General features: G+C 68.3%; 12 protein-coding genes and 1 pseudogene. 9 read left to right on the plus strand and 4 right to left on the minus strand.

The window, feature by feature from the left end; all coding sequences use genetic code 11:
• Positions 1–296: 296 nt before the first annotated feature.
• Positions 297–1,778: pseudogene (locus tag ACFYPC_RS26900) on the minus strand (glycoside hydrolase family 30 beta sandwich domain-containing protein); the annotation flags it as partial.
• A gap of 150 nt (positions 1,779–1,928) precedes the next feature.
• Positions 1,929–2,894, minus strand: a complete 966-nt coding sequence (locus tag ACFYPC_RS26905; protein WP_388681050.1) for a YihY/virulence factor BrkB family protein — start codon at positions 2,892–2,894, stop codon at positions 1,929–1,931.
• Between the two features lie 621 nt (positions 2,895–3,515).
• On the opposite strand from ACFYPC_RS26905, the gene ACFYPC_RS26910 reads away from it, so the two are divergent.
• The 4 genes from ACFYPC_RS26910 to ACFYPC_RS26925 all read left to right on the plus strand — a co-directional run bounded on the left by ACFYPC_RS26910 (position 3,516) and on the right by ACFYPC_RS26925 (position 9,173).
• Positions 3,516–4,850: a glycoside hydrolase family 18 protein gene (locus ACFYPC_RS26910; RefSeq protein ID WP_388681053.1), complete on the plus strand. Its 1,335-nt coding sequence runs from the start codon at positions 3,516–3,518 to the stop codon at positions 4,848–4,850.
• A 245-nt stretch (positions 4,851–5,095) separates the two neighbouring features.
• Positions 5,096–7,093, plus strand: a complete 1,998-nt coding sequence (locus ACFYPC_RS26915; RefSeq protein ID WP_388681056.1) for a right-handed parallel beta-helix repeat-containing protein — start codon at positions 5,096–5,098, stop codon at positions 7,091–7,093.
• Positions 7,094–7,645: 552 nt separating this feature from the next.
• Positions 7,646–8,476: a DUF1996 domain-containing protein gene (locus ACFYPC_RS26920; RefSeq protein WP_388681255.1), complete on the plus strand. Its 831-nt coding sequence runs from the start codon at positions 7,646–7,648 to the stop codon at positions 8,474–8,476.
• A 70-nt stretch (positions 8,477–8,546) separates the two neighbouring features.
• Positions 8,547–9,173, plus strand: coding sequence for a DUF305 domain-containing protein (locus tag ACFYPC_RS26925; protein ID WP_388681059.1), 627 nt, complete (start codon positions 8,547–8,549; stop codon positions 9,171–9,173).
• Positions 9,174–9,178: 5 nt separating this feature from the next.
• Here ACFYPC_RS26925 and ACFYPC_RS26930 read toward each other — a convergent pair whose 3' ends face one another.
• Entirely contained in the window at positions 9,179–9,715 is a 537-nt protein-coding gene (locus ACFYPC_RS26930) for a DUF2269 domain-containing protein (RefSeq protein ID WP_388681062.1), read from the minus strand.
• A 190-nt stretch (positions 9,716–9,905) separates the two neighbouring features.
• Complete coding sequence (locus ACFYPC_RS26935; protein ID WP_388681064.1) at positions 9,906–10,853, minus strand: DUF5829 family protein; 948 nt, start codon at positions 10,851–10,853, stop codon at positions 9,906–9,908.
• Positions 10,854–11,132: 279 nt separating this feature from the next.
• Between ACFYPC_RS26935 and ACFYPC_RS26940 the strand changes: the two genes are divergently transcribed.
• The 5 genes from ACFYPC_RS26940 (at position 11,133) to ACFYPC_RS26960 (ending at position 13,973) form a co-directional block, all read left to right on the plus strand.
• Entirely contained in the window at positions 11,133–11,309 is a 177-nt protein-coding gene (locus ACFYPC_RS26940) for a hypothetical protein (RefSeq protein WP_384384592.1), read from the plus strand.
• 243 nt (positions 11,310–11,552) lie between these two features.
• Positions 11,553–12,686: a YihY/virulence factor BrkB family protein gene (locus ACFYPC_RS26945; RefSeq protein WP_388681067.1), complete on the plus strand. Its 1,134-nt coding sequence runs from the start codon at positions 11,553–11,555 to the stop codon at positions 12,684–12,686.
• A gap of 110 nt (positions 12,687–12,796) precedes the next feature.
• Positions 12,797–13,216 (plus strand): phage holin family protein, encoded by a 420-nt coding sequence (locus tag ACFYPC_RS26950; RefSeq protein ID WP_388681070.1) that lies wholly within the window; start codon positions 12,797–12,799, stop codon positions 13,214–13,216.
• The gene (locus ACFYPC_RS26955; RefSeq protein ID WP_388681073.1) at positions 13,213–13,719 is read left to right on the plus strand and encodes a DUF3618 domain-containing protein; all 507 of its coding nucleotides are present in this window, start codon (positions 13,213–13,215) and stop codon (positions 13,717–13,719) included. The genes ACFYPC_RS26950 and ACFYPC_RS26955 overlap by 4 nt, the downstream gene beginning before the upstream one ends.
• Positions 13,716–13,973 carry a DUF4235 domain-containing protein gene (locus ACFYPC_RS26960; protein ID WP_388681076.1) on the plus strand — a complete coding sequence of 86 codons (258 nt, stop codon included), beginning with the start codon at positions 13,716–13,718 and terminating at the stop codon, positions 13,971–13,973. The genes ACFYPC_RS26955 and ACFYPC_RS26960 overlap by 4 nt, the downstream gene beginning before the upstream one ends.
• Positions 13,974–14,378: the final 405 nt, after the last annotated feature.

Consider the following 14,378-nt stretch of genomic DNA (forward strand, 5'->3'; position numbering starts at 1 on the left):
CACGCGACATGGCCCGGGGGTTGCCGAACAGCTCCTCGGGGAGCAGCCCGACGCCCCTAGGACGACAGGACCTATCGACAGAAGCCGTCGAAGAGGTACACGCGACGCGAGGGCCAGAAACCCTCGGTGAAGCGGAGCATGCGGTCAGTGAACACCGGGGCCGGTCCAGCTGGCAAGAGCACAGGGGTCCGGTGAGAGCCCTGCGGCGTCGGCCCGTTCGCCGACAGCCTGGAACACCTGCCTTCAGCGGCCCCTATGGGTCGCTGAAGGCAGGTGTTGACTGTGGACGTGGACTACCAGGTGAAGGTCGCGGTGGTGCGCGCCGGGAGTGTGTAGACGTAGGACTGGCTGCCCCAGTTCACCCGGATGGACTGGGTGCTGGTGCCGCCGTTGTGGGCGATCAGGGCCTTGGAGCCGTCGGGGTTGCGCCAGGCGACGTTCTGCACCGTGCTGTTGGCGGTGGAGGCGATGCGGTACGCACCGGGCTTGACGAACTTGGTGAGGTGGCCGGTGGTGTAGTACTCGACGGTGTAGTCGACCTGGCCGGCCCGTGAGCCGCCTTCCTGCACGGTGATCAGTCCGGTGCAGGTGCCGCAACCGCCGTTGTGCGGACCCATGTTCTGGTTCAGCGCCAGGCTCCACTTGACCAGGCTGCTGCTCCAGTTGCGGGCGTAGTTGACGATGTCGGCGAGATCCTCGTTGTGCTGGTTGGCGATCCAGGTGCCGCCCGAGTGCTCGGTGCTGAACTGCTTGACGGTCGGGTACTGGTTGCGGACCTGGGTGCCGACCGCCGGGTCGCCGAAGTAGCCGTGCCAGGCGATCCCGCCGAACAGCGGGTCGTTGCGGACGCCGGTGTCGGCGAGGATCGCGGAGCCGAAGCTGGCGTAGTCACCGTAGTTCCAGTCGTGCACGAGGACCTTGGTGGTGATGCCGGCGGCGCGGAAGGCCGGGTACACGTGGTTCTTGGTGAACTCCACGAGGCCCGAGGGGTTCCAGCTCATGCCCGGGTAGTTCATCGCCGTCGGGTTGCTCGCCTGGCAGCAGTTGGGCTCGTTCTGCACCGAGATGTAGTTGATGGGGACACCCGCGGCCTGGTAGCTCTGGATGTACTTGACCAGGTACTGGGCGTACATGGGGTAGTACTCCCACTTCAGCCAGCCCATCTGGTCCATGCGCCCGTTGTCCTTCATCCACGCCGGCGAGCTCCACGGCACGCCCTTGACCCGGAGCGCCGGGTTGAGCTGCTTGGCCTGCGTGGTCAGGAGGCGGACGTTGGTGTCGTATCCGTTGGCGCCGAAGTCATTCAGGGTGCAACAGGTGTCGTCGAGCGAGACGTTGCCCGGCCGGGACAGGTCGGAAGCCCCGATGGGGTTGCGGACGAAGGACAGCCCGATGCCCTCGGTCGGTGAGAACAGCTTCTGCATGACGCTGTCGCGGGTGGCCGCGGTGATCGGGCCGCCGCGGAGCAGGTAGGCAGTGGTGTCCGTGATCGAGGCGCCGCCGCCCTCGAACTGCTGGTACGTCGTGTTCTCGTCGACGGTGATCGTGTGCTGGGCCGTTCCGCCCGCGGGGCCGAACCGCAGCGCGGTCTGCTGCGCCAGACCACGCGTCACGGTCCGTCCGGCGGAGTCGGAGGTAGTCGTGAGCCAGACGTTGACCGGCTCGTTCACCGCCTGAGCGGTGCCGCCGGACGCGGCGAGTGTCGCGGCTGCGACAACGCCGGCCAGAAGAAAGCGAGTTGCCCGGGAAAGTGGGGACCAGGGACGGGATCGTGGCATGCTGTCGCCCTTCGCAATGGTGGGGGCAGTGCAAGGCATTCAGATCCATGACCAGAAGGCCAGTGTGTGACCAATCGCCGCAAAAACTAAAGGTCTGAACCAGACACGTCAAGACCGCGCACAGACCCCGTCAGTCCCAGAGTTACGAGGTCACGCTCCCGGCCCAGGGTCCGGCTGCACGGCGTCGGTGATTCCTGCCCGGGCCGCTTCGAGCTGAGCGGCGAAGGCGATGCCGAGGAACAGCGTCACACCGGTGAGGTTGGCCCACAGCAACAGTGCGACGAAGGCCGTCAGCGGCCCGTACACGGTGCCGAACGATCCGCTCTCGGCGACGTACAGCGCCAGCAGCCACGTGGCCGTGATCCACAGCACCAGATGGACCGCCGAGCCGAACGCCAGCCACGTGTAGCCCGGTTGGTCCCTGCGCGGAGCCCAGCGGAAGATCACCGCCGAGGCGACCCAGGAGAGCGCGACACCCAGGGGCACCTGGAGGACCCCCCACCAGTCGAGCCGCTCCCGGGGCCAGCCGAAGGTCTCCCCCACCGCGTTCCCGACGGCATCCCCCGCGACGAGCACGAGGAACCCGAGGACCATCGGCATGCCCGCGGCCATGGCGAGGAGCAGGGCCCGCCCGTACTTGGCGAGGAACGGCCGGTCGCGTTCGATGCCGTAGATGCGGTTGGCGCCTCGTTCGACCTGCGCCATCGCCGAGGCGAGGTTGAGTACGGCGAACGCCAGCCCCAGCCACATGGCGACGGCGCTCCAGGCGCCGGAGCCGGCGCTTCGTTCGGTGCCGTCCAGAGCTTCCGCGACCAGCCCCGAGCTGGCACCCGGCACGATGCGCCCGAGTGTGAGCTCGATGATCCGTCCCACGCTCTCCGTGTGCACCGTGGTCGCCACACCGACGAGCGCGATGGTGAACGGCACCATCCCCAGGACCACTTGGAACGCGAGTGATCGGGAGCTGGTGAAGCCGTCGGCGTAGCGGAACCGGGCGAAGGCGTCGAGAAGCAGCCGGCGCCCTCCGTAGTGCCGCAGCGCGGTGAGCGCCTCGTCTCCGGAGAGTTCGTCCCCGATCATGTCCCGCGTCTGCGGAACGTGTACAGCGGTCCCCATGGCGAGCGTGTCCCCTCCGGTCGTACGTTCAAGCGGTCCTCGGCGGCCGGCTGCTCCGGCCTATCCGCTCACGACCGGGCGGTGCCGCACGTTCACCGCGGCCGGGGGGTCATCGCCCCTGAGCAGCTCAACCCGGATGGGGCACCTCCGGAATTTCCCATCCAGGAACCCGTCCAGCGACATCGTGAAGTGCCGGAGCATTTTGCCCACAGCGGCCTGTCGTCCCGTGTCCGCCGTCTGCGTGGTGTCAGTGTTCCGCGCCGCTGGGGCGGACATGATCGATCCTCTCTTCGGTCGACTCTGCTTCGTCGGACAGCGGGTGGGTTACCGGTGCTGCAAGCCGCGCGGGTGGCGGGTCCGGTACTGACCCGCACGTTACAACCCTCGCAGTGTTCGGCCATTCGGTCCGGCCGGTTCCCGGCCTGCCTGCGGTTTCGCGGCGGACCCGGAGGGCCCGGAGGACTGGGCGGACCGGGTTTCAACGGCAGGGTCTGGCCAAGTCCCCTACGGCGGCTACGCGTTGCGGTAGTCGGGCGGCGCGGGGGCCCAGCGCCGAACCACCACGGTCGAGCACCAGCCGCACTCTTGACCGCAGATGGTACAGACCAATAGCTTCCGGGCATGCGTCGAAGACTTCTCAGCAGGCTGGCACTCGCCGCCTGCGCCATGTCCCTTCCCGTCACTCTCCTCGCCACGGCCCCCGCGTCCGCCGATGGCCCTCACACGTCGAAGTCCCCCGCGTACAAGAGCGTCGGCTACTTCACCCAATGGGGTGTCTACGGCCGCGACTTCCAGGTCGCCGACCTGGAGACGAGCGGAGCGGCAGCCAGCCTCACCCACATCAACTACGCCTTCGGCAACGTCAGTTCGGACGGCAAGTGCTTCACGGGGAACGTCCCCGGCGAGGCCGACGCCTGGGCGGACTATGCGCGCCCGCTGGACGCGGAGAACTCCGTGGACGGCGTCGCCGACACCGACACGCAGGCGTTGGCGGGCAACTTCAACCAGCTGCGCGAGCTGAAGGCGAAGCACCCTGACCTGAAGGTGCTGATCTCCCTCGGCGGCTGGAGCTGGTCCACCCACTTCTCCGACGCGGCCCGCACCGCCGCCTCCCGCAAGGCGTTCGTGGCCTCGTGCCTCGACCTGTACATCAAGGGCAACCTTCCCGTCGACGGAGCACGTGGCGGCCAGGGCGCCGCGGCCGGGCTCTTCGACGGTGTGGATCTGGACTGGGAGTGGCCGGGGTCCGCCGGTGACACCGACACGGTCTACCGCCCCGAGGACAAGCGGAACTTCACCGCGTTGGTGCACGAGTTCCGCCGGCAGCTCGACGCCTACGCGGCCGGCCAGAGGAAGGGCAAGCAGTACGAACTGACGGCGTTCGTCCCGACCGCCCCGGAGAAGATCGACGCGGGATTCGACGTACCCCGCATCATGCGGGACCTGGATTTCGTCAACCTTCAGGGCTACGACTTCCACGTCTCCGGTGAGGCGACCACGAACCAGCAGTCCGCGCTGTACGCCGCGAACGACTTCAGCGTCGACCAGACTGTCGACGCCTGGCTCGAACGGGGCGCACCGGCGCGCAAGCTGGTCGTCGGCATGCCCTTCTACGGGCAGGGCTGGACCGGCGTGACCGGGGGTGGCGACGGCCTGAACCAGCCCGCGGCGGCGCCCGCGCCCGCGACCTGGCAGGCAGGGTACGAGGACTACAAGGCGCTCAAGAAGCTTGCGGACTCGGGCGCGTACACCGTTTACCGCGATCGCCGGAACGGCCATGCCTGGCTCTTCGACGGCACGACCCTGTGGACGTACGACGATCCGCAGGTCCTCACCGCGAAGACCGACTACATCCGCCGGCACCGGCTGGGCGGGGCAATGTTCTGGTCGCTCGACGGAGACACCGCCGACGGTGAGTTGATCCACGCCGTGGACGACGGGCTCAACCAGCGCTGAGCCGTCGCGTTCCTCCGCACGACGCGTTCACTCCGGGGCTCCGAGGGTGAGGCGGTGGCCAACCCACCGCCTCACCCTTTTTTGCCACGCAAGTTGAGATCTGTTGGGTACCGGGGCAAGGGCGCGACGAGGGGTCCGTAAACCTTTTGAAACTGGTGGTTGCTGTTCTGTTTCGTGGGTTGCTGGGGCAGGATGACGCGCACACGCCCCCTAGCGTGTCCATGCCAGGACAAGGAGCCGCAACCTTGATCACCTCGCAGCGCAGTACTCCCCGTAGATCCCGCCCCTTCGTCGGACTGCTGATTCTCGCCGTTCTCTCCGCCTGCCTCGGCCTGGTCGGCGCATCGCCCGCCACCGGGGCAACGGTGAACACGGCCGGGTTCACCGTGGTGGACGTCACGGACTTCGGTGCCGATCTTCGCGGACGCACCGACTCGGCACCCGCGGTCAAGGCTGCGCTCCGGCACGCCAAGACCGTGAAGGCGCCGGTCAGGATCGTGTTCCCGCGCGGCACCTACCAGCTGTACCCGGAGAGCGCCGAGGTACGCGAGCTGTACGTGTCGAACACGGTCGGCGCCGATCAGCGCTACCGGGACAAGTCGATCGGGCTGCTCATCGAGGACATGCGCGATGTGGTGGTGGACGGCCGTGGGTCGACCCTGCTGTTCCACGGGCTGCAGACGGCGTTCGCCAGTATCCGCTCGCACAACGTGACGTTCACCGGCTTCACCTTCGACTATGTCGCGCCGAAAGTCGTCGACGCCACGGTGAAGACGGCCGGGGTGGAGAACGGGCGCGCCTACCGGATCCTGAGCGTGCCGGCCGACAGCCCGTACAAGGTGGCGGACAACAAGGTGACCTGGCTCGGCGAGACCAGCCCGGTGACCGGACAGCCGTACTGGTCCGGCGTGAACGCTCTGGAGTACACCCAGATCCAGGACCCGACGGAGCAGCGATCCTGGCGCGGTGACAACCCGCTGTTCAGCGACGTGGCGTCGATGACCGACCTGGGCGGGCAGCGCATCCGGATCGACTACACGACCTCCGCCAAGCCCTCGGACCAGGGGCTGGTGTATCAGATGCGGCAGATCGAGCGGGAGCAGCCCGGAGCGTTCATCTGGGAGTCCTCCGACGTCACGGTCCGCAATCTGGTCGCCCGGGAGCTGCAGACCTTCGGGCTGGTCGGGCAGTTCAGCGAGAACATCACCATCGACCGGGTCGACTTCTCACCGGATCCGGAATCCGGGCGCGCCACCGCCGGGTTCGCCGACTTCATCCAGATGTCCGGGATCAAGGGCAAGGTGTCGGTGACCAATTGCGTGTTCGACGGCCCGCACGACGACCCGATCAACATCCACGGCACCTATCTGCAGGTGGCAACGCAGCCCTCGGCGAAGAGCCTGACAGTGAGTTACAAGCATCCGCAGACCGCGGGGTTCCCGCAGTTCTACGTCGGCGACAAGGTCCAGTTGGTCGACAGCGCGACCATGCGCCCGGTTCCCGACGGTAGGGCGAGGGTGACCGCCGTCGACGGGCCGAGCGGGCAGGACCACGACACCTCGCTGACCGACATGACGATCACTCTGGACCGGCCGGTTCCCGCGGGCGTCAAGATCGGCGGCACCGTCGTGGAGAACCTGACGTACACGCCGAGCGTGCGGATCGCCGGCAACGTCTTCCGCAATGTGCCGACGCGCGGGATCCTCGTGACCACGCCCAAGCCCGTCGTGATCGAGAACAACCGCTTCGAGCGGACGACGATGGCGGCGATCTACATCTCGGCCGACGCCTACCAGTGGTACGAGTCGGGCGCGGTCTCGGACGTCCTCATCCGTCGCAACACCTTTGTGAGTTCGACCGGTCCGGTCATCTTCGTCGAGCCGACCAACCAGGTGCTGAACGCCGCGGATCCGGTGCACCACGGCATCCGGATCGAGCGGAACACGTTCGAGGTCGGCGATGTCACCGTGGTGGACGCCAAGAGTGTCGGCGGGCTGTCCTTCACGGACAACGTGATCAGGCGGGCCGCGGGCGCGACGGCGCCGTACTCCTCTCGGTTGTACGTCTTCCGTGGCTCGGACGACGTGCTCATCGAGGGCAACCGGTACGTTGGCGGGCTCAACGCCCGGGCCGATACGGAGTACATGGACGCCTCGTCGGTGACCGTCCGCTCGGACGCGGCGCGGATCAACGCGGACAACGTGCTGCCGGTTCGCGGCAACCAGGGTCTGTCCGGCGCATAGGTCCGGCGGCAAGCAGCGGTGCCTCATGAGCGCCGGTGAACGGGGTCCGGTGCGTGCTCGCAGCATGGCGCGCCCGTCTCAACGTCGTCCCAAGGCGCCTCAACCTCCTGAAACTGGAGCGCAGGTCGCGACGGGCCATGGCGAGCCCGTCCATTCGTACAGGCATCGCTGCCTGCCGCATCGCGACGGTGCCGGGCGGGTGCGCGGGACACACAGTCCCTGCCCAGCCCGTGTCCCACCGCATCCCTGGGACACGAGCACGTAGCTCCCGGCGCCCGAGAGGGAAGTCGCCGCTCCCCTCCGGTCGTCTTGAAGTCTTGAAGCCAACCCGTCGCACAGGCGTACCAATGCCGACGAGAAGCATTGACAACGCCATGTCATGTGTCTTTCACTCCCGAAGGAGAGCGCCGGAACCGGTTCCGGTACCGGTTCCGGCGCACCCCCCACTCCCCAAGGAGGAGTGCCGTGTTAGCAGATTCCCCACGCCCCACCACAGATCGGGTTCGCAAGCGGCCCGCCTGGACCGCCGTGTTGGCAGCATTCGTTCTGGTGGTGACCGCGCTGTCCGCGGCTGCGACGCAGGCCACTGCCGACCGCTCGACCACCACAGGGGCCGAAGTCGTCCGGGTGGCCGAGTTCCTGGCCGAGTGTCCCTACAGCCACCGCCTGCCCGACGACCCGATCGTCGCCCCCGGGCTGCCCGGCGCCTCCCACATGCACAGCTTCTTCGGCAGCCGAGTGACCAACGCCAACACCACGGTGACCAACCTGCTGGGTTCGGCCAGCACCTGCAGCCCGACCGTGGACACCTCGGCCTACTGGGTGCCGACCCTCTACTCCAACAACCAGGCGGTGGAGCCCACCGGCACCACCTTCTACTACCTCGGTGAAGGCGTGCGCGACGACATCATCCAGCGCACCCAGCCCCTCCCCCAGGGCCTGCGCATCGTCGCCGGAAACGCGAAGGCGACGGGTACGGCCGACCCCACCTCCATCGCCCGCTGGTCGTGCCTGCACCACGGCGAGGTCAGTCCCTCCAAGGACTTCGTGGCCTGCCCGGCCGACTCGATGCTGGAGTCCTACCTCGACTTCCCGCAGTGCTGGAACGGCAGGGACCTGGACTCCGCCGACCACAAGAGCCACATGGCCTACCCGGTGAACGCCGCTTGCCCCGCGAGCCACCCCGTGCCCGTGCCGAAACTGCGTCAGGTACTGCGCTACCCCGTCACCGGCGCGACAGCGGGACTGCGTCTGGCATCCGGTGCCGGCTACACGATGCATGCCGACTTCTTCAACGCCTGGCCGACGGCCGAGATGGCACGCAGGACCACGAACTGCATCAACGCCATCGTCAAGTGCGGCGCTGACGGCAACCCCTCCTGAGCGGCGCCACCAACCTGCCCCGCATACGCGGGACATCGCACGCAGCACGGCCCCGAGACAGGAGACGGTCATGGCGAAACCCGAACCCGCTGCAACGCGCCGTGCGGGCCGGGCACAGCTCGTCGTGACGCTGCTGTGTGCTCTGTTGATCATGTCCGGGTGTGCCGGCTCCCAGCAGGGGGCCGGCACAGCCGCCAAAGCAACCGTCACCGACAGCTCCCCAGCGGGAGCCTCCGGAGCGGCGGCCGGAACCACCGGAACGTTCAGTACGACGGACATCGCCTGGCTCCAGTTGCTGATCGCCATGGACGACCAGACCCGACTCATCCTCGAACTCGTACCGCGTCATGGCGGTGAAACGGCGCTCAAGACCTGGGCTGCAGGTGTCGCCCGTGACAACCGCAGCCACCTGACAGCCCTGCGCGAGCTTCTCGCCGCGACCGGCGTACCGGACACCAACCCGCACGAGGGCCACGACATGCCGGGGATGGTCAACTCCGAGGAAATGAAGGCGCTCGGTGACGTGACGGGTTCGCGGTTCGATGGACTGCTGCGATCCGCGTTGCGCGAACACCTCACCCACGCCGAGCAGTTGTCGACCGACCTGCGGAAGAACGGGGCCGATCCGAGGGTGAAGAAACTCGCGGCAACCGTCAAGGAGTCCGCCGCGGAGCACCGCGAGCGTATGCCGGTCTGAACGGTTCAGGCGGTCTGGTGGGTTCGCCCGGCGTCCACCGGAGTGCGGCCGGCCGCCCGCAGGTTGCGGCCGCGTCGGGTCAGCCCCCAGGGCTTGAGGACCGAGATCGCTGTCATGAAGACGTAAGCGGACAGGGAGACGATGGGCCCGAACAGCACGTCGCCGGCGTCGGGCAGCGGTCCGCCGGCGGCGACGGCGGAAACCGCGTGGTTCACTCCCGGGCGCAGCGCGAAGACGGTGGCGGTGAGTGTGGCCAGGGTCAGCCAGAACTTCGTGAAGACCCATCGGTGCCTCGCCAGCCCCCACGGGGTGCCCAGGGACAGCACCAGCCCGCTGAGGAGCGTGAGGAACGCGACGGGGAGCAGCAGCCAGTCGGCGAAAAGCTTCATGGCGCGGACGGAGGCCTCCACGGTCACCGCGGAGCCGGTGGTGGCCGCGGTGATCCCGAGGGTGAGCAGCCCGAGCGTGAGCCCGAGCCAGCTTGCGGAGGCGGCTACATGGACGACCAGGTTGGCCCGGCGTGCGGGGCGGCTCAGTTTCACCCGACCCACGGTGCCGGGCAGCGGCTCCCAGGTCGTCCGACAGCGGGAGTAACCCCGCGTACTAGCGTCGGCGTACGGGGCGGAGGCGCGGGGACACGCCCGCGCCGTTCACCTGGGCAGCCCGGCACCGGCACCGGCACCGGCACCGGCAAGCACGGTGCGGCGCTCCCGGATCTCCGGGCCGTCTGGCTCACTCCGTGTCGTCGAAAGTCCAGACGGCACGGTTGCCCGGGCCGACGGCGAGCGTCGACCGGCCGATCTGTTCCTGGTGCCGGTACTCCATGGAGCGGTTGAGGGACAGGCCGATCTGCCGCAGGCCGACCTGGTCGCGCGCAACGGCGTCGAGTCGGATCATGGTCCCACCGCCCTGCGCGACGATGCCACCGCCCGACACGGGCTTGACGACGAACCCGCCGGCCCGCAACAACGGCACCGTGTTGGCGATGTCCCGTTCGGTGATCGCGAGCCGGATGGAGGCCACGTCACGCATCAGATGGCTGGTGTAGTCGTCGGACAGGTACCGCTCCCGGCCCACGTCACCGGGGTAGCCGGCCGGCTCGGTGTTGCTGCGCGGGTCGGCGAAGTACTCCGGCAGGTACTCCATCGCCCAGGCGCCGAAGGCGTCGTACTGGTCGGTCGTGAAGAGGGCGTCGAACCACGGCACCGGGACGCCGTCACCGAAGTCACGCGTCTGGCGGAACTCGACCGGGGTGATCTCCTGGTCCCGCAGGCGTTCCGTCACCGTGACGAGGTCGCCGGCCCGCTCGGTCGAGATGCCCATCCCGGTGGAGCCGAAGGCACCGTCCTGACCGGGAAGGTCGCCGACCCCGAAGAGTTCGAGGTACGTCTCGCGGCCCATCAGGTAGCGACCGGTCCAGGTCTGCCCGCCGGCACCGGTCGTGGTGCGCACCTGGAAGTTGGCGAACTCCCTCAGGTACTCGGAGTGTTCGATGGCATCGGCGGTCTCCCGGTCGAGCACTCCGTAGGCGTGGTTGTAGAACAGCAACTGCCGCTCGGGAGACAGCCGGCTCCCCTCGGCCCGCGCCACAGTCGCGCCACCCTCCACCACCCCGGTGAGGGCGACGGCGAGGGCCACAGCAATGACCATGATCATTCGCAACATCCGGCTGGGCAGCATGCGGGTGAGCGTAGAACGGGGAGAATCACGGGCACCGCTGATTCGAGGACAACGACTCGAAACCGACCCTCGCCCGCAGCCCGGCCCCACCGGCCCCTCACCGGTCAGGCCGTCCGGCCCCCGCCTTGTGTCATGACCGGTGGCCGACCCATGGGTCACAGGAGGTGACGCCCTCGGTATCGCGGGAAGTGTGTTGCTCGCGGAGTCGTGGGTCTGACGGCGGGATTCGGGGGAACACGTAGCGCACACGACGTCATGACGAAATAGGGGAGCTGCTCCATGCTTGGTATAGCTGCGGCCGTGCTGTTCTTCATCGCCTTTTTGATCAATGCTGCCGAGATCGACACGAACGACACGTTCTCGTCCGGGAATGTCATGCTCCTCGGCCTGACCTTGCTGGCGCTGCACGTGGCGGGGATCGGCAGTGGCTGGGCAAGCCGGGCCCGCAGACGCTGACGGAATCGCGGCTCGGTGGCTGAGCGCCGGCACCGTTTCCGGTGCCGGCGCTCAGCTGTCCCCCCGCGCGCGCCCAGCACATCCGTCCTCACCGAAGGCCGACCACACCGCCTGCGCCAGACCCGCTCCGAACTGTCGGTGCCGGAGTGTGCGCAGCGGGTGACGAGTCAACCGGCCGTCGCCATCTCCCGCAAAACAAGGCCGGGGCGGTGTGGGACGCGAAAACAGGGTCACTCGTCGTGCATGACACGCCTTCTGGGTTTCGGACACCGGCACACCTCGGATCAGCACGGCGGTGAGCCCCCGCGCCACACGCGCGAGGAACCTGCGGCACGTGCCGAGAGCGGCGGCCCCGAGCAGCCCTCGTCGGACGACCGCGTGCCCAACGAGGGCTTCGGTCCGACCTCGGACGTGGAGAGGGATGCTCCGGACACTCCTTCGGAGATGCCGAAAAAATCATGGTGGGCGGTGTTGAAGCGGACATTCGGCGAGTTCAAGGACGACGAGCTGACCGACCGCGCCGCGGCGCTGACCTACTACGGAGTGCTGTCGCTGTTTCCCGCACTGCTGGTACTGGTCTCACTGCTGGGACTGGCCGGCAAGTCGGTGACGGACAGCATTCTCGACAACGTCACGCAGCTGACCCCGGGCTCAGCCCGTGATGTGCTCACGAGCGCGGTGCAGCAGTTGCAGGGCAACGCGGACACCGGCTCGGTGATGGCGATCGTGGGTCTGGCGCTGGCGGTGTGGTCGGCCTCCGGCTACGTGGCCGCATTCATCCGCGCCTCGAACGTCGTCTACGACATTCCTGAGGGACGGCCGGTCTGGAAGGTGCTGCCGGTCCGCGTGGGTCTCACCGTTGTGCTGATGGTCCTGGCGGTCGCCAGCGCGCTGATCGTCGTCTTCACCGGCGGTCTGGCCCGGCAGGCCGGCGCCGCGTTCGGGATCGGCGACACCGCCTTGGACGTGTGGTCCATCGCCAAGTGGCCGGTGCTGCTGATACTGGCCACCATCATGATCGCGATCCTCTACTGGGCGACACCGAACGCCCGGGTCCGCGGCTTCCGTTGGATCACCCCGGGCAGCTTCCTCGCGCTGGTGATCTGGATGATCGCCTCCGGCGGGTTCGCGGTCTACGTGGCGACCTTCGCCTCTTACAACAAGACCTACGGCACCTTCGCAGGAATCGTCGTCTTCCTGCTCTGGCTGTGGATCTCCAATCTGGCGATCCTCCTGGGCCTCGAATTCGACGCCGAGTTGGCCCGCGAGCGCGCCATCGTCGGCGGCCTCCCCGCTGAGGCCGAGCCCTACGTCGAGGCGCGCGACACGCGGAAGTGGGACGAGCGGGACAAGCGGCGTCTCCGAGAGCAGCAGTGACCGCGTCCGTCCTCCCCGCCCGGCACCTGTGGGCGAGGGTTCGGATCGTTTCACCGGGTACCCGGCACCAACACAACGATCAACACGGCGGAGAGAGAGGGTGAACTGCCATGGCCACGGTCAACCCCCAAAGCAACCGGAGCAACGCCGAACAGCCGGTGGGCGAGCTGGTCCAGCGCGCCTCGCAGCAGTTGTCGCAGCTGGTGCGCGACGAAATGCGGCTGGCTCAGGCAGAGATGACACGGAAGGGCAGGCAATTCGGGCTCGGCGGCGGGCTGTTCGGCGGCGCCGGACTGGTCGGAGTTCTGGCTCTGCAGGCCCTGGCCGCCACCGTGATCGCCGCCCTGGCGCTCACGCTGCCTGTGTGGGCCTCGGCTCTGATCGTCACCGGTGCACTGGCCGCGATCGCCTTGGTTCTCGCCGTGGCCGCAAAGCGGCAGATCAGCAAGGCCACCCCGGCCGTGCCCGAGCAGACCATAACCAGCGTCAAGGCTGACGCCGCCGAGATCAGGGAGAAGGCTCACCGATGACCCAGCACAAGCCCGAGGACAGCGCCCACGCGCCCACCCCCGAAGAGCTGCGCGAGCAGGTCGAGCACACCCGCGAGGAATTGGGGCAGACCGTCGAAGCGCTGGCCGCCAAGACCGATGTCAAGGGCCGTGCCAAGGAATCTGCCGCCGAGGCCAAGGAGCAGGCGGGCCAGAAAGCCGCTCAGGTTTCGGCTCAGGTGCGCGCCACCGCCGCCCACGCCGCGCAGTTGGTGAAGGACAAGACCCCTGAGCCCGTACGCGACAAGGCCGGCCGTGCTGCCGTGCAGATCCGGGAGAAGGTCACCGAGGCCGGGCACCTCGCGCACGACAAGGCCCCGCAGCCGGTCCGCGAGAAGGCCGACCGGACGGCAGAGGTGGCACGGGACAACCGCACAGCGCTGCTGGCCGCCACGGGCACCGCCGTCGTCCTGCTGCTCGCACGCCGCTCCGTCAAGGCACGCCGTTCTGTCAAGGCGCGCCCCGCGTTCAAGGGACACCGGTGAAAGCTTCCAAGCTTGTCTACAAGCCGGTCGGCCTGGTGCTCGGCGCGGTCGGCAGCACGCTGGCCGGCGCCGCGTTCCATCAGACCTCGAAGCTGTTCGGCCGCGAGCAGAAGGCGAACGACACCACGGAAGCGGACCGCCCCTGGCGGCAGGTTCTGCTCGCCGCGGCCCTGCAGGGCGCCACCTTCGCGGTTGTCAGGGCTGTCGTCGACCGCTCGGGAGCGGCCACGACCCGCCGCCTGACCGGAAGTTGACCCGACCACCCCGCCACCTCCAGCGCACCCCTGCCTGCGGCCCGTGCCGGCCAAGCGGCCGGCACGGGTGGGCTGTCGGGAGAAGCAGCAAGCCGACGTGTCGGGCGGCGGCGGCCCGACACGTCGCACCCGGTCTTCCCGGCCTCCGCGGGCTCACCGGTGTTCCGGCGGACGTGCCACGGGAGCTGCAACCCGTACCCGCGCTATCCAGGCACGGGCTGGCGCTGACCGCGGAGCGAGTGTCCCCACCCCTGGCACAGAACTCCGATTGCGCGAGGGCTGGTCAGCAGGCCGAGGTGAGGCCACTATCTGACTTGATCCGATAGGTCGGGCCACCCGCTCAAGCCGAGCGTGCCCGCACGACATCCGCTCCCGGCATTCAGCCGGTCCTGCACGGCCAGCTGC

This window comes from Streptomyces sp. NPDC005808 (assembly GCF_042871385.1).
Classification (GTDB): domain Bacteria; phylum Actinomycetota; class Actinomycetes; order Streptomycetales; family Streptomycetaceae; genus Streptomyces.